This is a genomic window from Hymenobacter psychrotolerans DSM 18569 (assembly GCF_900142395.1).
GTDB classification, from domain to species: domain Bacteria; phylum Bacteroidota; class Bacteroidia; order Cytophagales; family Hymenobacteraceae; genus Hymenobacter; species Hymenobacter psychrotolerans.
The window spans coordinates 174,836-193,747 of the sequence record NZ_FRAS01000005.1; the positions used below are offsets into that span (position 1 = coordinate 174,836).

Here is an 18,912-nt window from a genome sequence, read left to right on the forward strand (position 1 = left end):
TAGCCACCACTCCCATGGGCACCCGCCTCACTCGTGGCAACTCTTCCCGCAAAAGCCCAAGAAACGGCTACCACGGCTACCAGTGGCTTACTCCACCGCCCACCGGCACCGACCTCACTCTACACGTCTTCTCCTTCCCTCATTTATTAAGCGAAATTTCACCTACTTCAACAAGTACCCTATCTATAAATGACTTAAAACACCTACTCGAACGCATCGAGGCGGAGGTGGTTTACCTCACAAGATTCAGTACTGGGCTTTGGCCAACTTGTCAAAATGAAATTCACTTTCGCAATTTAGAGGCTGAGTCAAGAAAATTGACTCAGCAAACTGCAAATCAAATATGGTCAGCTCTAGAAGTAAAATTCACGCAATGAAATCAACAGAAAGTCAGCAAAACCCGCGTAAAAAAGAAGGAATAATGGATCATGTAAAAAAAATTATTACGAGCCCTGTAGGAGCGACACTCCTAATTGGTTCATTCATCTCCCTTTTACTTCCTATTGTCTTAACACAACTTAGTACAGGTATAGATTTCAGCAATACTGGTCAAATAGGTGATACAATAGGTGGTATTGCTGGGCCTTTCCTAAACCTTACTGGATTGATAATTGTATATTTTTCATTCAAGCAACAATTAGAAGCAAATAATAAACAATGGGAATCATTAGAATTAGAAAATGTAAAAGAAAGACAACAAAATGATTTTGATATAATTTATAAATCAATAGTAATGCTTGGCAACGAAATTAGTATACACGAACCTTCATTTAGATCAATCAATCAAATCATCAAACAAGTTCATCAATGGAATCAGACGCCCGAAGAGCTGATTCCAGGCACATGGGAACTAATGAAGAACCTTGGGTTTGAATGGAACGGAATCCGGATCGAAAAATTAGATGATTATTGGAAAATGCTCGAAAATTTCGATTGGTTATCCCAATATATCAGAGAACGATATGAAAATATTATTGACTCGATAAAAAGATCAGATATGGATGAAACGAGAAAGAACCTATTACATTCTTACCTTAGAAATATGTGCATATTACCCCCATACAATTGGCTACCTGAGGAGTCTATGCAACAGATGTGGGATCAAGACGAAAGTAAATTTCAGGACACAAAAATACTTTCATTAATAAATGAGCTGCGCGTTCATACCCCAATGATATTCCCTCACGTTATATACCCATTTATCAGCCAAGACAAATAACATACCTTATAGTCAGACTCGCCTCCTCTCAATCAACTCAGAAAAAAATGCCCACAACTTTCTATGGTGGCAAAGGTGCCTCACTTAAAACGCGGTAAAATTCATTGTCAAATACTCAGCCTTATCCAAGAATGGCAAAAAACAAGAGACAACTAATAAATCCTCCCACTACAACGAATTATAATATTTTCCGTCAGCATGGATAATTCAACTAATACCTAGGACAAGACCTTTGATCCATGTCTTTCAAAGCTCCAAAAACACCAAAACAGTATCTTAAAAAAAAACAATATTTTTTTACTATTAATATATTATAATTTTATTCGAATGCTTGTATAAATGCCGAGAAAAAGAGGGTAAAAATGATAGAGAAAACTATCTGGCAAGTTTCAGCCGAGCCAATTGCTGTTGGCCCGGAATCAAATTTATTTCAGCAAGCTATAAGATAGAAGTGGGGAATCGGAAACCAGAAGCTTAATTCACTATCTGTCACCAGCCCTGTGACTGCACTCATGGACAGCGAAGCTAAAGCAGGAGTTACGGCCATGCGAGAATGGTTTAGCAAGCGTTTTGAACAGATGAATGAAGTATTGGTTCAACACCCACATATTATATCAGGTAATTCTGAAGTTGTAGATGAGCTAGACAATGATGAGCCTTTACTTGCTCCATCTCCAGGGCAGCAGTAATCCTTTATAGATTAATGCGCCACAACTCCCCCCAGCTAGTCGTATAAGCCGGGCTCTTCTGCTCCCGATTCATCGCCCAATCTGCCCCCGCACCCTTCCGCACACTGGCCGAGCCTATTATCACCGTACCCTTCCCAAACCGCCGGTTCAGCGCATCTAGCGTGCCCATTAGCTCCGCACGCTTGCCACTCACACTCACGGCCGCCGGTTGCTCAAATAGCCCTAACTGTTGTTGCCCGGCCCGCTCCAACCCGTCCAGCATCACCCCAGCCTTTTTATAGAGCGTCCCCGGCCGCCACACTTTGCCCAGCAGGTGCCGCGCCTGCGCGGCCAGCTCCAGCGTATCATCGGAGGCCACTGGCAGCGTTACCAGCGCCGATCGGGTGTAGGGGGGAGGCTCGTTGCCGTACCGGTTAGTACTCACAAACACCGTCAGCACCCGTGCCGCCGAGCCCTGCCGCCGCAGCTTCTCCGCCGCCCTAGACACGAACGTAGCCACCGCGCCCATTACGTCCTCAAACTCTGTCACCGGCTTGCCAAACGACCGGGTACAGGCAATAGACTTACGTGCTTGGCCGCCGTCCTCGCTCGGTTCCATGCTCAGGCAAGGATAGCCCTGCAGCTCTCGCACTAGGCGCATTCCCACCACGCCCCCTAGATTCTTCCGGGCCCAGGGTAGGGGGCAGGCTGCCAGGTCGGCCGCCGTGCGGTAGCCGGCCGCGTAGAGCTTGGCCGCGTACTGGTGCCCCACGCCCCACACGTCCTCCACTCCAACCCTCGCCAACGCTTCCTGCCGCTTGTCATCCGTATCCAGGCATAGCACCCCACTGCCGGCCAGCGTCGACATAGCCACCTTGCTGTTGGCTTTAGCCACCCGGTTTGCCAGCTTCGCCAGCGTCTTAGTCGGCGCCATGCCCACGCACACCGGAATACCCGTGCGCTGCAGCACGTCGGCCCGCACCCGCGCCCCGTATTCGGTCAGGTCCCCTAGGTAGCGCGTCATGCCCGACAAGTTCAGAAACGCCTCATCAATGCTATACACTTCCAGCTCCGGTGCCACTTGGCCCAGATACCACATCACCCGCCGGCTCATGTCTCCGTACAGCTCGTAGTTCGAGGAGCACACGGCCACATCATGCTGCCGCAGCAACTCCTTCACCTGGAAGTACGGCTCACCCATTTTCAGGCCCAGCGCCTTCGCCTCGTTCGACCGCGCAATGATGCACCCGTCATTATTTGAAAGCACTACCACCGGCCTACCTTCCAGTTCGGGCCGAAATACCCGCTCACAGGAAGCGTAAAAATTATTGCAATCAACTAGGGCGAACATAGCTCAAACCCAAACGGCTTTCGTGTACCAGCGTGTGCAGCACCAGCACCACCACGCCCCAAACGCGCATTTCTTCCGGACACTTAATGTCCACCGGTTCATACGCTGGATTCGCCGGCAGCAGCCGCACCCCATTAGGACGTTTCGACAAGGTTTTCACCGTGTAGGCCCCATCTACCCACGCCACTACTACGTCCCCGTCCCGCGGCGTCACGCTCCGGTCGATGCCCAGCAAGTCCCCATCATGGATAAAGGCCCCTGTCATACTCTCCCCGGTGGCGCGAGCCAGAAAGCTAGAGTCTGGATTCCGAAAGAAAATCCGGTTTAGATCCATCAGTTCTACCTGGTAGTCATCGGCAGGAGAGGGGAAGCCGCAAGGCAGCTGAAAGTCAATTACAGGCACCCACAGCGGCTCCGGCGGCAGGCTTCCAAATACTAAGGTCAGGTCCGACATACAGATGTGTTGCTAGGAGTGTATCGGCAAGTATAGTGTGTGCTAATCAATTTAGTTGCATAAACTAATAAATTTAGTGTATTGCAGTGCAGAAAAATGCGGTCTGCTTGCATACTGCAATCCACTCTCAAGTAGCAAATACCTACCTTCGAGTAGTATTTTATTTCATTCCGCCTGATGCAATTCCGCGCTTATTATTTGCCAGTTTGGTGCGTCCTGAGTCTATTTACTGTAGCCTGCTCCACCACCAAAGACCCGGTCCCCGCCCAGCCCACAACCCCGACCACGCCTACCGCGCCCGCGCAGCCGCTACCCGAGCACCTAACGCTCGGCAACCCCAGCGGCGCCACCCCCGACGCCACCCAGCCCACCAATTACCTGCTCAGCAAGCCGCAATACGCCCTCAGCTACCACCGGGACCGGGGCATCCCCAATTGGGTGAGCTGGCACCTAGACGCCACTTGGCGCGGCTCCGCCGCCCGCCAAGACGACTTCCGCCCCGACAATACCTTACCCGCCGGCTGGTATCAGGTCCAGGTCAACAGCTACAGCAGCTCCGGCTTTGACCGCGGCCACATGTGTCCCAGCGCCGACCGCACCAACACCGTGCCCGACAACTCGGCTACGTTCTTCATGACCAATATGGTGCCCCAAGCTCCTAGGAACAATCAGCAGACGTGGGCCAACTTGGAAGATTACACCCGCTCGTTCCTCAGCAGCGGCAACGAGGTCTACATCATCTGCGGCTCCTACGGCCGTGGCGGCACTGGCTCCACCGGCACCCTCACCCAAACTCTCGATAACGGCCGCGTTACCGTTCCCAACCGTCTCTGGAAAGTAATTGTCATCCTGCCCACCGGTACCGACGACGCCACCCGCGTCAGCACCAGCACCCGCGTCATTGCCATCGACACACCCAACGATAATTCCATCAACACCAATTGGGGCCAGTACCGCGTCAGCGTTGATGCCATAGAGCAAGCCACCGGCCTCGACCTGCTTTCCGCTGTTGCCACCAGCACCCAGCAAACCATCGAAGCTCAAATAGATAACGGCCCTACCAACTAAATACCCCTCACTTTATAAATGAAGATTCTTCCCTCTCACAAGATCAGTGGCCAGCTGCTAGACGTTATTTTAGAAGCTCAGAAAGAGCTAGTTCTTGTCTCACCTTACGTCGACCTTTCATATTCCAAGCAAGTTTCCAGTGCCTTAGTAGCTGCGCGCAATCGGGGCGTCAATATTGCATTCTACATCCGGCATGAATCCTCGAATCTGAAAAGCAAGGAGCAGGTCGAGAGCATTGGTATTACCCCTCGTTTGATTCCCAACCTACACGCAAAGCTTTATTTCAACGAGACGACGGGTATCATTGCTTCTTTAAACTTGCTGAGCAGTTCAATCGGCAACTCCATCGAAATCGGAGGGCAGTTGGAAACTCCTGAAGAACTCGCCCAGTTACGCCAGTTTGTTGCGCAATTCATCACGCCGCATGAAGTGGACGCTCCTATTCCTCTAAACAAGGCTAAATCTATTGAATCACCGGTTGCACCCTCAGCACTGAGTTGGGAAGAGAAGAAATTTCAGGAAAAGGAGTTTGGGGCTATCCTCGCTGATTATTTAAGGGCCAACATTGACCGCAATAGCTATGTGGAAGGCAACGATGTGGGAATGACTATTCGAGCCGTAGGGAACACATTCTCGATTGAGATAGAAAGCATGTTTACTTCTATCCAATTAGCTATACAAGGCATCGTCTCAAGTAGTGAAGCTGATCGATTTGCCGCTAAGTCTTCTAAGCATTACAAATTGAAAGATTACAGCTATTTGATTCAGCGTGGCGGCAGAGGTGTGTATGATCAGGTACGGGCCGTCCGTAAAGTCAAACTATCCGCCAAAGTATTCAACAAGCTCACCTTCGCCGAGAAGAAGCAGATGCTAACTGAAATATCAGATTTTCTGCTAGCTACTCAGGCATTCAAAGCTGACTATCGCAACTAATGCCTCTCATATCCGGCGAACAAGCCATTGCCACCATCCTCAAGCACGACAACAAAACCACCAGCTACAAAATAGCCCTGCTCCGGGCCATCAACGACCTCGTTCTACTTTACCCCGACCTTGCCCGCACCGACCAGCCCGTGGCCGTGCCCCTCGCACGCCTGGCCGAGCTATGGACGGCCTACTACTGGCCCTTCGCCGACGATGCTCAGCCTATCTACCAAGGCGCCCGAGCCCTGGTCGGCGGCCAGCTCCGCAACGACGTTTCCTTCCGCCCAGCTCTCACCCAACTGCGTCAGCAGTGGCAGGCCACCGTGCAGTTGCCGGCCCAATCCGCCGACGGCTTCTTCCTGCTCACCGAGATGCGCACCCCGCGCCGCCGGGCCACCTATGCACCCGCGCTGCAGCAGGCCTACACCCAGGCTGTGGCCGCCGCCGCCAAGGCCCTGCTCATGCCCATCAAGTATGCCGGCCCCGGGCATTGGTCAGTCTTCGATAAGCCCGCCCGCCTCGACCAACTGCCCCCGCAGGTCCAGACTCTGCCCGGCACCAGCCCCCAGGATGTGTGCCTAGTTGTTTCCGCTACCCTGTGGGAAGCATTCCACCGCCTCTCGCTTTACGTCGAAGCTCTCTGTCTGCACGAGTGGAGCCTCTTCACCGAAACCGTCACTCAGGACGCCGGCCAACTCGTAACCCGCGGCCAGGTCTACACCCTGCTCACCGCCCGCCCCGACAACCGCCGCCCCCTGACGTGGGAGCGTAACCAAGTAGATATCCTGCTCCACGAAAACGTGCGTTTCGTCTGCCCTTGGACGCAGAAGCCCCTGACCCAGCCCCAGCACTACGACCTCGACCACCTGCTGCCCCTCACCGTGTATCCGGTCAACGAGCTCTGGAACCTGCTGCCCGTCGACCGCCAGTTCAACCAGCACACCAAGCGCGACCGGGTACCTGACCTACAGCGCCTGACCACCGCCGAGCCGCTGCTGGCCCAGTCCTACGCCGCCTACCAGCAGTCCGCCACGCTCCACAAGGTCATGCTCGAGGACGCCGCCCTACGCTTCACTGGCCTGACACCCGGCCCCAACTTTGCCGCTCAATTAGCCTCGCGCACGGTGCACTTCATCAACGACGTGGCCGCCGCCCGCTACGTCCAGCGTTTCTAGCCTATGGAATATAACAAGCTCATCCGCGACCATATCCCGGCCATCATTTCCCAGTCCGGCCGCCAGTGCCGCACCGAAACCATGAACGAGGCAGAGTTTCGTCAGGCGCTACGGGCCAAGCTGGTAGAAGAGGCCCAGGAAGTACACGCCGCGCCCCCAGCGGAACTACTCACTGAGCTAGCCGACGTGCTGGAGGTACTGGATGCCCTGATGCAAACCCACAACATTACGGTTGCCGACGTGCGCGCAGCCCAGCACCAGCGTCGGCAGGAGCGAGGCGGTTTCACCAAGCAACTCAGGCTACTTGAAGTTCTACCATAATCCCACCCGCTGATGAATCCGACACAGCTGCAGTTTATCTTTCATCCTACCCCTGACCAGTGGGGCCTACGGGGCGACCCTGCTCTTTGGCAGGAGCTAGAGTATGTCTGCGCCACACTCCAACTACCCACTTCCCCCGCTGCCATCGACCAGTTGCTTGCTTTCCTGTACCACAATCTGGTAGGAGAGGAGCCAGTCGCCGGCCACCGGCCCTACGTGCCCCGCTACCAGGGTGGGGGTATGAGTGGCGGCCACGTTTCAGCTGACTTCTGGCTCACTCAGGGGTTTCCTACTCTGAAAAGCCGCATGCTTCAATTGGTAGTTGAAGACGGTAAGCAGGGAGCACGCCGCTAGCAAGCACCGCATAGGAATAGCCCACAAGCTCACACCTGCTGAAAACCACTTGACAGGCATTTGACGGGCATTTGACAAACAACCCTTATACTGGCCATAAATAGCCATTCAGCGAAGCTGTAGCGTGTTTTTGAAACCATACTCTCTCTTGACAGGCATTTGATTGGGCCGTGTATCATCTGGCCAACCGCCATTGCGTTCATCCTAGCCACCGTAGATATATTGGCTTATAATGAGTATTCCGCTGCTGACTTGATTCTGACCGAAAGGCTTTCGTAGCCCAAGTAATGAGCAGCAAAAAGAAAGCCCGGCCGCAAAGCCAGGCTTCCAGTGCAATAGGTGTGAGGTTAGCCAGTAAACAAGTTACCTGCCCTTGCAGCCCGCACACACTATCCGGGCCTGCAGCCCGAAAATAAGAACGGCCACCTGTTTGGTGGCCGTTCTTATTACCAGCATTTGCTACGAAGGTCGTCGTTTCCGTTCCTTCCGCACCCCCTTGAACGGCTTACCATCTTCCTTCACGTCCAGGAAGCGCCCCGTTTCCGCGTCGCGCTTCACAAACTGCTTGGTCACCGGGTTAAAAGTCTGAGACCGTTTACGCACGGCCCCTTTGCGGGCATTGTCGCCGGTAGGAGGGTTTGTTGCCATAAAAACGAAGTAAAAGAGTAGGAGAGAAGCCTAGAGCGAAGCCGCGTCCCCGCGCTCCACAATGTCGCGCACTTCAGCCGCCGTGCGCCCATCGGCCCGCACCGGCACCGTGTCCGGGTCCACCGCCACCGACGACACCGCCGCGGCTACCGAGCCGGCCAGCATCAGGTAGCCGCCCAGCGCCACCACGGCCGCCGGCAGCGCCACCGGGGCCGTAGCCAATACCCCGCCCACCGCCGCCAAAGCCGCTCCAATTGTGCGCACCTTCCGAAAAAACCGGGGCGTGGGCAGCGTTACCCGGTCGAGAACTGTCAGTTTCTGGTCCATAGATTCATATGTTTGAAAAGGTGAAAATCATTGCTTCCTCTGCCAATTGTGCAACAGCCTGTTGCACAAATACCCATTGCGAAGTGTCCCCTATAATCTTGCAACAACCTGTTGCAAGATTGACTAGCCCCCAGCCAACTGATGAATTTTGCAGCAGCCTGCTGCACAACCACCTCCTGCTATTCATCCGGCCCGTCGCGGCTCCGGGCCCAGAGAACCCGGTCTATCCGCTCATTGCGCGACTCCTGCCGCCGCGAGGCGTCCAGCAGCTGGTTCTGTCGCTCCACCATCACCGTCAGCAGCTTATCCAGCGCATCCACTTTCTCGTTGAGGCGCAGCACCGCGTCGGCGCCTTCCTTGCGCACCACGCCCAGCTCCCGCAGCACCTCTGAGCGGTGCTCCTGCAGCTTCAGCTCGTAGGCCTGCTGGTGCTTGGCCTCCCGCGCCACGGCGGCCGTGTGGTAGCTGTCCACCTTCTCAGCCAGCACCGACGTCTGCGTTTCCTGCTTGCGGCGGTGCTCCTTCAGCTCCTCCACATCCCGCCAGCTCTTCACGAAATACAGCAACACGGCCACCCCGCCGCCCACCACCGACGTCACCACGCCCCAGTTGTCCAGTATCGGACTATCCACGTCCATCACCTCCTTTCTGCTCCCTGGTTAGCACCTCGAAGTGCGGCCGGTCTTTAAACGTCACCCAGTCGCCGCCCCACACCACCCGCGCGTCGGCCGCTTTCATCAGCCGCGCAAACTTGCTCAGCAGCAGCCCTGACCACGACACTGACCCGTCGGCCAGCAGAAAGGCCACGTCCAGTGCCGGGGTAGGCGAGAGGTTGTGGTTCGACTGCCCCCCGCGCTTGTAGGTCACAATCGGCCCTGGCTTGGTGCGGCCCTGCGCATACAGTTCTTCCTGCCGCTCCGGACTCCGGTAGCACTCCGTTACAAACGGCAACCCCGCCAGCCGCAACACCGGGTCCCCAACCCAGCGCCCGAGCGCCTGCCGGTAAGCCGCCGCCAGATACGGCACTGCCTGCCCCAGCCGCACCACCTGCCGCTGCTCCTGCACCGCGTTTAAACGCGGTACTTGCCGCTCTTTCACCATTGTGCTCGATTGTGTCATAAAGTAGAAGGTAAAGGATTTGATATTATGTATCAAAGTAGATGAATAATCCTGTCTTTTCCCAATGCTTACAACTGTCGGCTGAGTGCCTCAAATGGTACTATTTCGGGCGCACCCCTTCGGGTCGGGCTATCCAGGGCTCCGCTACGCTCCGGTGCTGACGCACGGGCTCCTGCGTCGCCCCCCTTCCTATCCCTTGCGCATCCTCCCGATACCCTGAAGCTGCTACCGGTACGTGCCGCCCCACGCCGCCCGCCCAGGCCCTGATAACGGGCCCCGACAGTCGGCTACCACCTCTCCGCCGGCCGTCAGGCCGCACCCCCAAAAGGCACCGCCTGCCAGCCTGCTCACCGTTCGTCCCACGCTTCGTCCCACCGCCGACCTGCCTCACAAACCCACCGCCCGGCGGCCAGCCTCCGCTACCGAAGCCCCTGCCCGCGCCAGCCGGGCCTTCATTCCCTCTACTCGTTCTGCTGCGCGGCGCTTCGTTCCCTCGTCGCTCCGTACCTGCGCTTCTCCCTCACTATGCTTGCTGCGCGCCACTCGCGCCAGTCATTGCGCCCCGCCCCGCGCTCCACCTCCCGCGCCCACTCAGGTTACTGCCGTGCCTGCCGACCGTCCCACGCTCCGGCCCGGCCCCGCTGCCACCCACCAGCCCCCGCACCGGTGCCCGGCCTCCGCTACCAATAACCCACCGCCCCGGCCGGCCTCCCGCACTCCTGCGTCGCTTGGTCGCCCCGCCTCTGCCAACCCACAATTCGGTGCCTTCGGCGAGTGTCTATTGGGGAGGCCCCCAAGCCCCCGCATCATGCTCCGCTCCGCTCTGCATTGCCTCGGCTACCGCAGCCCTCAACAGGCTGCTACCACCTCATAAGGTGCCCTTCGGGCCGGTCTATTGGGGGTGCTCAGGCCGCCCCCCAAACCCCCAGGCCGAGGCATTCAGGTTTGTTGGCCCAGCACCTGCCCGGCACTCGGCGCGGCTTGGCTCAGGCGCGTGGGGGTGGGGCCACCAGCCACTCGCAGCGGCGGCCCAGGCGGGCGGCGGCGCGGGCGGCGCTCAGCGTGCCCCGGCTGGCACCGTCCCAGCACACCAGCACCAGCCCGGCCCGGTGTACTATGGCCGCGTTGCGCACATGGGGCGCGGCCGGGCCGTGGGTGCGGTAGTCGGGGCGTAGCTCCACCACGGGCACCCCGTGGGCGCGGCACCAGGCGGCGGCCAGGGCATCCACGCCGGCCGCGCCCCCACTTACTACCAGGCCCAGCTGCTGCCCGGCCCGCAGGGCTTCCAGGCGCGTCAGCAGGGCCGGGCAGTCCGTCATACCCCGGCTGCCCACCACTGCCACCGTCCACACAGTATGCCCCAGTAGAGTGGGGCTGTTTTCTGTATTATTCATATCCTAAGTTACAAAATAAAATGTATTGTAGTGCTAAAAATATGTTCTACTTTGGTATGCTATTGTAGGAAGTTTTACGTATATTTAAGTAGAAGTTCGGGAGAGGCCCGGACGCTACGCGCCCGCCAAAGGCCACGGCAGCGCACCCTACGGCTAACATCTACAGCCCATGTTCACCGCTTTGCAGTTCTCGCAGCTTCTGGCTGCTGCCTGGTCCGGCCCCGCCGCTTGCCACTTCGCTACTATCAGCCACTACGTAGCCCCGGAGGGCTACACCAAAACCCAGTACACCGCTTCCTTTCATATCGGCCAGGCCTGCCACCTGGGGCAGGCAGAGTGCCCCTTTGCGGCGGTTGCTGCCGCCGTCCAGGCCTTTGCCGCCGCCCAGCCCGCGCCTAGTCTGCTGGCGGCCGTAGTCGTAGCCCACGCCGCGCAGGTGCTCCGCGCCGCCGCTGGCCAGCTGGCCGGGGTGCCCGTGCGCCGCCCCGGCTTTTCCTACCGCTGCCAGCGCCACCGCTGCGCCCGTTTCCGCCGCCGCTTTTTCCTGGCCCGCTATGTATAGCGCAGCCACTGTCGTAGCGCCCGCCCCGGTAGGGGTGGGCAGCTACTCCCGCCGCCGCTGCTTCCACGAGCGGGAGCTACCCGTGTCGCTGTTCGGCGGGCTGCGTGAGGTAGTAGCCGCCGTGGCCTATTACGTGCAGTGGGTTTATGCTGATGAATTCAGCTGGTCCCGCCAGAAGGTGCCCCATGTGCGCCTGCGCGCCGTGTACTGCCGGCGCACCGGCCGGCCACTGCACGTTGGCCGCGCCCAGGAGCAGGCTCTGGCCGAGCAGCTGGAGGAAATTCTTTTCCGCGAAGGCCCTCAGGCATGAAGCCCGGCATCACCTCGCAGGCGGGCCGCTGGTACGCGGCCTGCCTGTATGCCAGCGGCCCCGGTTGGGCCGTGGTGCGCGACGTGGCCCAGCCCGGCACCGTGCCCGGCGGCCCCGGCCACTACCAGCAGGAGCCCGCCCCCGGCCGCTACGCCACCCAGGAGGCTGCCACGGCTGCCGCCGCCCGCTTCAATGCCCCGCGCCTGCGCCCGGCCGACTGCTACGGCCTGCTGCCTACGCCGGCCGACGACTACCACCCGCACCCGTGGGACCTGAAATAATCCAGCCACCGGCCCGCGCCACCCCGGCGCGGGCCACTAGCCCCAGCATCATGCCGCAAACCGCCACCACTTACCAGCCCCAACTGCTCGACCCGCACAGCGCCAACCCGCAGCCGGTCAGCCCCCGCAACGGCCGCAGCTTCAAGCTGGCCGAACTCTATGAACTGCTCGACTGCCAATTAGTCGACGTGGTGCGCCTCACGCCCGAGCTGATTCTCATCATCGACGACGAAGGCAAGTTCCGCAACCCCTGCTACCTGAATCTGCTGGCCACCTACCTGTGGTACCAGCACCAGCCCGAAGCCCGCGGCCAGGACAGCATCGTGGGCCGCGCCATCCTCTGCCACGACAAGCAGTTCCGCTAGCCCCAGCCCGCATTTGTGCAAGCGCCGCTTGCACGATTCCCAACCTCAATACGGCGAAGGGGCCGGCCGCCGACTGGCCCCACTCTTTACTCCCTCTCTGTTATGGCAACCGCCACCAAAACCCCCAAGACCCCGGCCGTTCAACTCCCGGCCACTAGCACCCCCGCCGCCGAAGCCGCGCCGGCTTACCTCATCGACAAAGTAGACGAGGCCACCGGCGAAGTGCAGCAGGTGCCGCGCTTCCGCTACCTGCCCGGCCACCCCCGCCAAATCCGCTTCGACGCCAAGGCCGGCCAGTTCAACATCAACGGCACCACGCCGCTGGGGCCCGCCCTCATCTTCATTCCGCTGGCCTGGCGCGTATTCCAGGACGATATTCTGAACATGGGCCGCAAGCTCTGGGCCGAGCTGTTCTACGCCGACGACAAAGGCGCCATCTGCGCCGTGCTCTTCCACGGCTACAGCGTCGAAAACCTGTACCGCCTCATCGAGCCGCTGTTCTACGACGACCTGACTCTGGCCGACGTGGTAGTGAAAGTGCAGGCCAGCAAGAAGGAAACCACCAAGGACGGCAAGAAGGCCACCTACTACATTGCCGAGTTCAGCTACGAACCCGCCGACCCGCAGGAGGTGCAGGCCCGCCGCGAGTTTGCCCGCGACTTTCCCATCTGGCGCGAGGAAACCACCACCGGCACCGCCGACGTGCGCACCAGCCACGGCTACACTAATCCTAAGTCGGAACCCGCCCAACTCGAAGCGGCCCTCACTGCCGCCCTGGCCCAGTAACGCTCCCGGCCCCCGACCCAATAGGGAAGGGGGCCACCTGGCTATTTCACCTCACTGCCCATGCAAACCTCTCTCGAAGTCCCGCAGCTGGTCGTGCACCAGCCCGCCCGCGACGAAGCCGAAGCCGTCCAGCTCACTGAGTTGGCCAAGCTCATCGAAGCTGCCGAACCCTTACCCGACCTGCGCGACTTGGCCCCGGCCGTGCGCGAGCTGTTCCCGCTCCCGGCCTACGAAGTCGGCTGCGGCGGGGCCCACATCTGGCTCCACCGCGCCGGCGAAGAGCAGCGCCTGGCCCTCGTCTGGTAAGCATCCAGACCATTCTAACTCTTAACTTCTAGCTACTTACCCCTCATGTTTCATAACGTCCAAGCCTTCCCCCAGCTGACCCAGGCTCAGCACCGCGCCCTGCCCCACGTCAGCAACACCGACCTCTCCAACCTCAAAGCCCAGGTGCTCGGCCAGCTGCGCAACCCCAGCCCGGCCGCCCTGGCCTACGGCACCGCCTTCCACTCCGCCACCCTGGAGCCCGCCACTTACGCCCGCACCGACGATAAATGCCCCTGGGAGCAGCTAGAACAGTTGGCCCGCCTCGTGCGCCGCAACCGCTACTGCCGCGACCTGCTGTACCGGGGCCAGCCCGAGCTAACCCATACCGCCGTGCATACCGCCACCGGCGTCGAAGTAAAGGTGCGTCCCGACCTGCTCGTGCGCAGCCCCGCCGGCCGCCGCCTCACCCTCATCGACTTCAAAACCACCAGCTGCCGCGACCTGCCGCATTTTCTAACCACCATCGAGCAGTACGACTACGACCGCCAAGCTGCTTTCTACCTCGACGCCCTGCAGGCCGACCGTTTCCTCATCATCGGCGTGCAGAAGAAAGCGCCCCATGCACTATGGACGGTGGAAGTAAGTGCCAACCTGGTTTTAATGCACCAAGGCCGTAAAAAGTATCAGGCTCTACTACGCGAATATAACCGCCGACAGTACAGCCAACAGGTTGCATAAAATCATGTTTCCTGGTTCAGGAATCGAAGTCCTTGCAGTAATATTGTCGATATGAAAAACACCTCTACTTCATCGGATAAAGGCCGTGCTTTCGGTATCGTGTTATTATGTTTGATAGCATGTGGCCTCGGTTTTCTATTCCTTGTCAGCAATTCAAATGCAGGTGGTTATCGCTATGATGATTCTATCTACGAGGAGTTTAGTGCACCTAAAACAGCAGCAGAGCTACGCGCTGAATTGTTGGAAAAGGAACAAACTAACCCCGCCGAGTTCCTTGATGCTTCTGGCAAGCATTGGCGCAACCTGATTGATCAATTAGTCATCGAAGGCAATGTCGAAAGCAGCGCTACCCTGGCTTCATTCAAAGACCCGGTAGTTACTATCCAGTGGTTCTCCAAAACCGGTACGGTGATAGGAGAGGAGAGCTACCGGGTGTATGAGTTCGTGAAGCCCGGTGGCTCGGCTCACTTCAAGTTCAAGACCAGCGCCCCCAAGAGCGTAGCAGATATAGCCATCGACGTAACTGACGCTACTGCACTGCAATAAAGTAAATACGCCCTTTTCAACAACGACGGCCCCACCTTTTCAGGCGGGGCCGTTTAATTTATAGAGTAGCAGCGAAGCTAGACGGTCCACTTTGCCCGGTGCCAGTTCAGAAACTCTGGGTCTGGCAGAAACCGCCGCCGCGCTGGCAGCCGCAACTCCTGCCCATGGTACTGCCCCAGCATAACGCCTGCCGCCTGCGCATCCGGCCGGTTACCCGCCCGCACCGTCGGTGCCACCTCAATCACATAATCGTCGGGCCGAATTGTGAACAGCCCCAACTCAAACGCCCGGTCGTGCAGGGCATTCAGGGCCAGTCCGTTTCGTGGGTTCAGCCGATTGACCTCATCCACCGCCCAGGGTCGAATGTGGCCCGCCACCAGCAGCGCCGGCTGCCGCAGCCCCGTCACGCAGCATGTATTGTCGTAAGCCGCCAGTACCGTGCGCCGGAAAAACTGCTGATTCACCCGCACCTGCACCAGCTGCTCCCGCACCCGACCCACCGGTACCGGTGGCAGCGGCTCATACTCCGCCGCCACCTCTTCCAGCGTCAGGTGCTGCGCTTCGGCCAGCCGCTGCTCGCTCTCCAGGGCCCGCCCCGACCAGTCGGCGTAGAACTCTGCCCATACCTGCCGGTCCAGGTGGCTGGCGTTGCTCATGCCCGCCTGGTCCAGGCTGGGATCCAGACTGGCGAAGTTCACCAGCTTCAGCGCCACCGAGCTAGGCGTGCGCCCCAGCAACCCCGCCAGCTGCATGATAGCCGGATTGCCCTTGTGCAGTTGCCCAAATGGCAGCTTGCAGTACAGGTTGATGGCCAGCAGCAATTCATCCCGCGTCCAGAGGCGTTGCCCTTGTTTCATTGCTGCGAAACTACAGGCTTCCCGTTACCTGGCCAGTATCAGCCAACACGTCCTGCACCAGCTCAAAGCAATGGTAGGGTGCATAGATAGTCCCGCCCTTGCGCATCAGCCGCAAACTCATTTCCCGAATGCTACGGCGGAACGCCGGCTCCTGCTGCAGCGCAAGCAGCAAATAGTGCATGCTCTTGAAATCCACCCGATACTGATCCGCCCCGGCAGCCTGGTAAATAGAGGGCTCAATGGAATAAGCGTAGGAGCGCAGAAATCGGGCCTTCTCCGCAGGATCAGCGCAGAAGCTACCCGTGACAACGGCAAAGACAAACCCGTGATTCGTGGCCTTATCTGTACCCACCACCAGTACTTCCATCCCATTCATGTTTAGGGCAAAGTAGCGCGGATACGTGCCCTTGTTCGTAGCGGGCAGACAACTCAGCGCCCAGAACGACTGCTCGGTTTTCTTGAACGCGGGAATACCATGCGTGATGTACGCTTGCAGCAACGCCTTCACCCGGCCATAAGCGGGCAGCTGCCGCAGCCGCAGGAAATTCTGCCGGTACTTGACCCTAAACCGCTCTTCCACCGTCAAGCCCAGATCCACCCCGTCGTCATCCAGGGCCCGGCCATCCGCCAACCAGGCATCCTGTTCGGCCGGTGAAACCAGCAGATCCAGGTCAGTTTCGCCCACCACATTCGTCACGAAGGTTTTATTGGTCAGCAGCATGCCCGCGGATTCGGCCTGCCGTATCAACCGCTGCTCGGTTTCATTCAAGTGCTGCTTCGCCACTGCCTGAAACCAATAGCCCTCAATCGTGTCGTAGTTCTTACGATGCTGCGCAAAGCGCCGGACGGCATCCACCGCCTGGCCAATGTAAAAAGTATCGTCCCGGAACCGCAGTAGATAAATGCCGCAACGCTTCCTAGATGTAGGGAATAGATCTGCAATGGAAACACGCCCCGTAACCGTTGTGCCGGCTGCCGCCCTAAAGCCCAAAGCATCAATAATCTGGTTAGCCATGTAGTGAGTTTATTGTGCCTAGTGCGTGTCGATAATCGGCGAATATACCCGCACGGCCTTAACAAGCGGTTCTAGCATCCTGACAGGTGTTCCTGCCTGATCAGCCACTACCATCCCCGGCTGCTGCACAGATCCAACTGACTGACATACAAATGCCTGTCAGTCAAACGTTATAGCAGTAGGGGGCTCTGCAGAATCTCCGGCTTTTTCTGATGGCGTCCACTCAACCCGTTCTGCTATGATACCCGAAATCACCCTCACCTTCACCGACGACCAAAAAGCCCAGCTCGAGCAGACCATTCAGCAGGAAATAGCGCACCAAGTGGCCACCATCCTGTCCCGCCTGCCCCTGCCTGAGGTTATGTTCTCCTTCCCGCAGGCTGCTAAGCTCTTTGCCCTGCATCCCGAAACCCTGCGCGCCTATACCAAGCTCCCCCTTCGTGATTCCCGCCGCCTGCGCTACGTCGACTGCACCGGTAGTGCCCGCGGCCAGCGCATCACGGCGGCCGAACTGCTGGACTGGCAGCGGCGCAACCACGCCGATACCCTGCAGGAGTCCTTTTTTATGAAAGTAGCCGAGCGCCGCGCCCGCTTGGCTACACGCAAAGAAGACCGTAAGCCTCGATAAATTGACAAAGGGCCAATCCCAGATGGGATTGGCCCTTTGTCAGGTTCACATGTAGTAGTGCTTTAGCTGTCTACTTGTTCCCGCTCGATAATCTGCGGTGGGGAAGCCGCTGCGCTCTGCGCCATATCGGGCTGCTGCACAATCGGCGGTGTGGCCACCGCTTCGCCAAACAGAGGGTTACTCGGCAGCGGCAGCCCGCCATTGCCATTCGGAATCTGGTTGAAAATCACCAACTCTTCGCCCGGTGTGCTTTGGGCCAGATGGTCGAGCAGCACTTCCTGCCCGCTGTTGGCGTGCAGCGCCTGCGTGAGCAGCGTGTAGGTACTCACATCCACGTTGTAGAGCTGATTCAGTTCGTTCATCTGCGTAGCCGCGTCTTCGGCGGCTCCGATAGCATCCGCCAGCTTCTGGGTGTAGCGCCGGGCCTTAGCATCGGCGGAGGCCCGTAACCGGATTGCCCGCTTCATCCGGGTGCGAAATTGTCGTTGGTAGGGGGTGAGAGTTGCCATGTTGTAGTAATGAGATGTGAATAGTTAGCAGCGAGCCAAGGGCCGGGAAAAGTATTGAGTAGCCAATAGAAGCAGCGCACGTTGGGACAATACACGCTACTCCATACCAACTACTCAATACTTTGCACCTAGCCGATAGCCACCACGCTCAGCGCGTTGTAGGCGTTGGAGTTCAGCGGATAGAACTTGCCGTTCAGCTGCTGGAAAAAGTCCACGCCCACGGCCACAATCAACGACTCATCAGCCGCGGCGGCGCGTACCAGCTGCAGCGCCTCGGCCGGACGTACCGCGTTGCTCAGCGGCAGTTCCACCGTGCTGGCTTCGGCGCTGGCTACTGCACCCGTCTCGAAATTGATGCTGCCCACGGCCGCCGTAATGCGGTAGTGGGTAGCACCCTGCGGGGCGGCCACGTCCCGGGAGGGGTTCAGCTCGCCCAAATTCACCGTGTGCGTGCCCGTAGCACGGTCCAGCGTGGCCTCTACGCCGCCATAGTACGTGCCCGAGAAGGATGAGCCCGCGTTGAAGTCAAAGCCCAGCAGCGCCGGCAGGTTCTCCGGCAGGATCTGCCGGCCGCCACGGTCGGAATCCTCGTCCAGGTTGAGGATTTCCTTCATCTTCTGGGCCAGACGCGAGACCATTAACCGGTCGGAAGCCAGCACCACCACGCGACGCAAGGCATCGCGCACCAGCTTACCGGCCTTGGCGGCCGTGCCGAACTCGCTGGCATTTTCCCGCACGCGCTGCATGGAGGCAGAGGAATTGAATTGGCTCTTGTTCGAGCCCTGTTTTTGGCGCACCGTGCCGTCCTTCGCAAAAACGACGCCGCCCACGGTGCCACTGATTTGGATTACGCCGCTCTGACGTGCCATTGTGGTAGGGGTAAAAGGTGAGAAAAGTATGTGGCTGCTTTCATTACCGACTCCTACCAGGTGCAGCCTCCCAGTAACGCCGCGTGATTCGTTGTCGAAGCCTTACCACCAGTGAGTTTGATGTTGCTGCAGTGGAAAGCAGTAGAATTTTCAGCTA

27 protein-coding genes are annotated in these 18,912 nt (G+C 58.4%); 15 read left to right on the top strand and 12 right to left on the bottom strand.

From position 1 onward, the window contains the following. Positions 1–373 precede the first annotated feature (373 nt). Both BUE15_RS21500 and BUE15_RS21505 read left to right on the top strand, forming a co-directional pair. Positions 374–1,219, top strand: coding sequence for a hypothetical protein (locus tag BUE15_RS21500; protein ID WP_139252167.1), 846 nt, complete (start codon positions 374–376; stop codon positions 1,217–1,219). 500 nt (positions 1,220–1,719) lie between these two features. Continuing rightward, positions 1,720–1,908, top strand: coding sequence for a hypothetical protein (locus BUE15_RS21505; protein WP_139252168.1), 189 nt, complete (start codon positions 1,720–1,722; stop codon positions 1,906–1,908). 4 nt (positions 1,909–1,912) lie between these two features. Here BUE15_RS21505 and BUE15_RS07155 read toward each other — a convergent pair whose 3' ends face one another. Both BUE15_RS07155 and BUE15_RS07160 read right to left on the bottom strand, forming a co-directional pair. Then, on the bottom strand, positions 1,913–3,238 hold the full coding sequence (locus BUE15_RS07155; protein WP_073282545.1) for a Y-family DNA polymerase: 1,326 nt from the start codon (positions 3,236–3,238) through the stop codon (positions 1,913–1,915). Next, positions 3,222–3,692 carry a LexA family protein gene (locus BUE15_RS07160; RefSeq protein WP_073282547.1) on the bottom strand — a complete coding sequence of 157 codons (471 nt, stop codon included), beginning with the start codon at positions 3,690–3,692 and terminating at the stop codon, positions 3,222–3,224. Before BUE15_RS07160 ends, BUE15_RS07155 begins: the two co-directional genes overlap by 17 nt. Positions 3,693–3,869: 177 nt before the next feature. Here BUE15_RS07160 and BUE15_RS07165 point away from each other — a divergent pair, with 177 nt between their 5' ends. Genes BUE15_RS07165 through BUE15_RS07180 form a run of 4 tightly spaced genes read left to right on the top strand, consistent with a single transcriptional unit; the run spans position 3,870 to position 7,180 of the window. Further along, the gene (locus tag BUE15_RS07165; RefSeq protein ID WP_073282549.1) at positions 3,870–4,760 is read left to right on the top strand and encodes a DNA/RNA non-specific endonuclease; all 891 of its coding nucleotides are present in this window, start codon (positions 3,870–3,872) and stop codon (positions 4,758–4,760) included. Between the two features lie 18 nt (positions 4,761–4,778). Further along, positions 4,779–5,693: a phospholipase D-like domain-containing protein gene (locus tag BUE15_RS07170; protein WP_073282551.1), complete on the top strand. Its 915-nt coding sequence runs from the start codon at positions 4,779–4,781 to the stop codon at positions 5,691–5,693. Beyond that, the gene (locus BUE15_RS07175; RefSeq protein WP_073282553.1) at positions 5,693–6,859 is read left to right on the top strand and encodes an HNH endonuclease domain-containing protein; all 1,167 of its coding nucleotides are present in this window, start codon (positions 5,693–5,695) and stop codon (positions 6,857–6,859) included. Before BUE15_RS07170 ends, BUE15_RS07175 begins: the two co-directional genes overlap by 1 nt. A gap of 3 nt (positions 6,860–6,862) precedes the next feature. Next, entirely contained in the window at positions 6,863–7,180 is a 318-nt protein-coding gene (locus BUE15_RS07180; RefSeq protein WP_073282555.1) for a nucleoside triphosphate pyrophosphohydrolase, read from the top strand. A gap of 123 nt (positions 7,181–7,303) precedes the next feature. Here the strand turns inward: BUE15_RS07180 and BUE15_RS22475 are convergent, their stop codons facing one another. The 6 genes from BUE15_RS22475 to BUE15_RS07210 all read right to left on the bottom strand — a co-directional run bounded on the left by BUE15_RS22475 (position 7,304) and on the right by BUE15_RS07210 (position 11,022). Beyond that, positions 7,304–7,435, bottom strand: coding sequence for a hypothetical protein (locus BUE15_RS22475; RefSeq protein WP_262987458.1), 132 nt, complete (start codon positions 7,433–7,435; stop codon positions 7,304–7,306). A 558-nt stretch (positions 7,436–7,993) separates the two neighbouring features. Next, complete coding sequence (locus BUE15_RS07190) at positions 7,994–8,182, bottom strand: hypothetical protein (protein WP_073282559.1); 189 nt, start codon at positions 8,180–8,182, stop codon at positions 7,994–7,996. 30 nt (positions 8,183–8,212) lie between these two features. Beyond that, the gene (locus tag BUE15_RS07195; RefSeq protein ID WP_073282561.1) at positions 8,213–8,509 is read right to left on the bottom strand and encodes a hypothetical protein; all 297 of its coding nucleotides are present in this window, start codon (positions 8,507–8,509) and stop codon (positions 8,213–8,215) included. 179 nt (positions 8,510–8,688) lie between these two features. Then, on the bottom strand, positions 8,689–9,147 hold the full coding sequence (locus BUE15_RS07200) for a hypothetical protein (RefSeq protein WP_073282563.1): 459 nt from the start codon (positions 9,145–9,147) through the stop codon (positions 8,689–8,691). Then, positions 9,134–9,628: a M15 family metallopeptidase gene (locus BUE15_RS07205; protein WP_244535901.1), complete on the bottom strand. Its 495-nt coding sequence runs from the start codon at positions 9,626–9,628 to the stop codon at positions 9,134–9,136. The genes BUE15_RS07200 and BUE15_RS07205 overlap by 14 nt, the downstream gene beginning before the upstream one ends. Positions 9,629–10,614: 986 nt before the next feature. Beyond that, positions 10,615–11,022 (bottom strand): SLOG family protein, encoded by a 408-nt coding sequence (locus BUE15_RS07210; RefSeq protein ID WP_073282566.1) that lies wholly within the window; start codon positions 11,020–11,022, stop codon positions 10,615–10,617. A 169-nt stretch (positions 11,023–11,191) separates the two neighbouring features. Here BUE15_RS07210 and BUE15_RS07215 point away from each other — a divergent pair, with 169 nt between their 5' ends. From BUE15_RS07215 to BUE15_RS21510, 8 genes are all read left to right on the top strand, one after another. Then, positions 11,192–11,584, top strand: coding sequence for a hypothetical protein (locus BUE15_RS07215; protein WP_073282568.1), 393 nt, complete (start codon positions 11,192–11,194; stop codon positions 11,582–11,584). Further along, positions 11,577–11,894: a hypothetical protein gene (locus tag BUE15_RS07220; RefSeq protein ID WP_073282570.1), complete on the top strand. Its 318-nt coding sequence runs from the start codon at positions 11,577–11,579 to the stop codon at positions 11,892–11,894. The genes BUE15_RS07215 and BUE15_RS07220 overlap by 8 nt, the downstream gene beginning before the upstream one ends. After that, the gene (locus BUE15_RS07225) at positions 11,891–12,175 is read left to right on the top strand and encodes a hypothetical protein (RefSeq protein WP_073282572.1); all 285 of its coding nucleotides are present in this window, start codon (positions 11,891–11,893) and stop codon (positions 12,173–12,175) included. Before BUE15_RS07220 ends, BUE15_RS07225 begins: the two co-directional genes overlap by 4 nt. Beyond that, positions 12,160–12,540, top strand: coding sequence for a DUF3846 domain-containing protein (locus BUE15_RS07230; protein WP_244535902.1), 381 nt, complete (start codon positions 12,160–12,162; stop codon positions 12,538–12,540). Before BUE15_RS07225 ends, BUE15_RS07230 begins: the two co-directional genes overlap by 16 nt. Before the next feature lie 102 nt (positions 12,541–12,642). After that, positions 12,643–13,326: a hypothetical protein gene (locus BUE15_RS07235; protein WP_073282575.1), complete on the top strand. Its 684-nt coding sequence runs from the start codon at positions 12,643–12,645 to the stop codon at positions 13,324–13,326. A 60-nt stretch (positions 13,327–13,386) separates the two neighbouring features. Next, positions 13,387–13,632, top strand: coding sequence for a hypothetical protein (locus BUE15_RS07240; RefSeq protein ID WP_073282576.1), 246 nt, complete (start codon positions 13,387–13,389; stop codon positions 13,630–13,632). A gap of 45 nt (positions 13,633–13,677) precedes the next feature. After that, a complete protein-coding gene (locus BUE15_RS07245) occupies positions 13,678–14,331 on the top strand; it encodes a PD-(D/E)XK nuclease-like domain-containing protein (protein ID WP_073282578.1) in 654 nt (217 codons plus the stop codon). Between the two features lie 51 nt (positions 14,332–14,382). Further along, entirely contained in the window at positions 14,383–14,877 is a 495-nt protein-coding gene (locus tag BUE15_RS21510; protein ID WP_139252169.1) for a hypothetical protein, read from the top strand. A gap of 77 nt (positions 14,878–14,954) precedes the next feature. On the opposite strand, the gene BUE15_RS07255 is transcribed toward BUE15_RS21510, so the two are convergent. Both BUE15_RS07255 and BUE15_RS07260 read right to left on the bottom strand, forming a co-directional pair. Next, entirely contained in the window at positions 14,955–15,734 is a 780-nt protein-coding gene (locus BUE15_RS07255; RefSeq protein ID WP_073282582.1) for an HNH endonuclease, read from the bottom strand. Positions 15,735–15,744: 10 nt separating this feature from the next. Further along, complete coding sequence (locus tag BUE15_RS07260; RefSeq protein ID WP_139252170.1) at positions 15,745–16,749, bottom strand: GIY-YIG nuclease family protein; 1,005 nt, start codon at positions 16,747–16,749, stop codon at positions 15,745–15,747. A gap of 238 nt (positions 16,750–16,987) precedes the next feature. Here BUE15_RS07260 and BUE15_RS07265 point away from each other — a divergent pair, with 238 nt between their 5' ends. Beyond that, positions 16,988–17,377 carry a hypothetical protein gene (locus tag BUE15_RS07265; protein ID WP_073282586.1) on the top strand — a complete coding sequence of 130 codons (390 nt, stop codon included), beginning with the start codon at positions 16,988–16,990 and terminating at the stop codon, positions 17,375–17,377. A 62-nt stretch (positions 17,378–17,439) separates the two neighbouring features. On the opposite strand, the gene BUE15_RS07270 is transcribed toward BUE15_RS07265, so the two are convergent. Continuing rightward, the gene (locus BUE15_RS07270) at positions 17,440–17,886 is read right to left on the bottom strand and encodes a hypothetical protein (RefSeq protein ID WP_073282587.1); all 447 of its coding nucleotides are present in this window, start codon (positions 17,884–17,886) and stop codon (positions 17,440–17,442) included. Positions 17,887–18,014: 128 nt separating this feature from the next. Continuing rightward, on the bottom strand, positions 18,015–18,755 hold the full coding sequence (locus BUE15_RS07275; protein ID WP_073282589.1) for a hypothetical protein: 741 nt from the start codon (positions 18,753–18,755) through the stop codon (positions 18,015–18,017). Positions 18,756–18,912: the final 157 nt, after the last annotated feature.

Coding starts and splice junctions, on each gene's coding strand:
- BUE15_RS07260 (WP_139252170.1), bottom strand. CDS start 16,749: ATGGCTAACCAGATTATTGATGCTTTGGGCTTTAGGGCGGCAGCCGGC.
- BUE15_RS07180 (WP_073282555.1), top strand. CDS start 6,863: ATGGAATATAACAAGCTCATCCGCGACCATATCCCGGCCATCATTTCC.
- BUE15_RS07155 (WP_073282545.1), bottom strand. CDS start 3,238: ATGTTCGCCCTAGTTGATTGCAATAATTTTTACGCTTCCTGTGAGCGG.
- BUE15_RS07175 (WP_073282553.1), top strand. CDS start 5,693: ATGCCTCTCATATCCGGCGAACAAGCCATTGCCACCATCCTCAAGCAC.
- BUE15_RS07160 (WP_073282547.1), bottom strand. CDS start 3,692: ATGTCGGACCTGACCTTAGTATTTGGAAGCCTGCCGCCGGAGCCGCTG.
- BUE15_RS07165 (WP_073282549.1), top strand. CDS start 3,870: ATGCAATTCCGCGCTTATTATTTGCCAGTTTGGTGCGTCCTGAGTCTA.
- BUE15_RS07195 (WP_073282561.1), bottom strand. CDS start 8,509: ATGGACCAGAAACTGACAGTTCTCGACCGGGTAACGCTGCCCACGCCC.
- BUE15_RS07200 (WP_073282563.1), bottom strand. CDS start 9,147: ATGGACGTGGATAGTCCGATACTGGACAACTGGGGCGTGGTGACGTCG.
- BUE15_RS07205 (WP_244535901.1), bottom strand. CDS start 9,628: ATGACACAATCGAGCACAATGGTGAAAGAGCGGCAAGTACCGCGTTTA.
- BUE15_RS07265 (WP_073282586.1), top strand. CDS start 16,988: ATGATACCCGAAATCACCCTCACCTTCACCGACGACCAAAAAGCCCAG.
- BUE15_RS07215 (WP_073282568.1), top strand. CDS start 11,192: ATGTTCACCGCTTTGCAGTTCTCGCAGCTTCTGGCTGCTGCCTGGTCC.
- BUE15_RS07270 (WP_073282587.1), bottom strand. CDS start 17,886: ATGGCAACTCTCACCCCCTACCAACGACAATTTCGCACCCGGATGAAG.
- BUE15_RS07220 (WP_073282570.1), top strand. CDS start 11,577: ATGTATAGCGCAGCCACTGTCGTAGCGCCCGCCCCGGTAGGGGTGGGC.
- BUE15_RS07210 (WP_073282566.1), bottom strand. CDS start 11,022: ATGAATAATACAGAAAACAGCCCCACTCTACTGGGGCATACTGTGTGG.
- BUE15_RS07190 (WP_073282559.1), bottom strand. CDS start 8,182: ATGGCAACAAACCCTCCTACCGGCGACAATGCCCGCAAAGGGGCCGTG.
- BUE15_RS21510 (WP_139252169.1), top strand. CDS start 14,383: ATGAAAAACACCTCTACTTCATCGGATAAAGGCCGTGCTTTCGGTATC.
- BUE15_RS07235 (WP_073282575.1), top strand. CDS start 12,643: ATGGCAACCGCCACCAAAACCCCCAAGACCCCGGCCGTTCAACTCCCG.
- BUE15_RS07245 (WP_073282578.1), top strand. CDS start 13,678: ATGTTTCATAACGTCCAAGCCTTCCCCCAGCTGACCCAGGCTCAGCAC.
- BUE15_RS07225 (WP_073282572.1), top strand. CDS start 11,891: ATGAAGCCCGGCATCACCTCGCAGGCGGGCCGCTGGTACGCGGCCTGC.
- BUE15_RS07255 (WP_073282582.1), bottom strand. CDS start 15,734: ATGAAACAAGGGCAACGCCTCTGGACGCGGGATGAATTGCTGCTGGCC.
- BUE15_RS21500 (WP_139252167.1), top strand. CDS start 374: ATGAAATCAACAGAAAGTCAGCAAAACCCGCGTAAAAAAGAAGGAATA.
- BUE15_RS07170 (WP_073282551.1), top strand. CDS start 4,779: ATGAAGATTCTTCCCTCTCACAAGATCAGTGGCCAGCTGCTAGACGTT.
- BUE15_RS07275 (WP_073282589.1), bottom strand. CDS start 18,755: ATGGCACGTCAGAGCGGCGTAATCCAAATCAGTGGCACCGTGGGCGGC.
- BUE15_RS07240 (WP_073282576.1), top strand. CDS start 13,387: ATGCAAACCTCTCTCGAAGTCCCGCAGCTGGTCGTGCACCAGCCCGCC.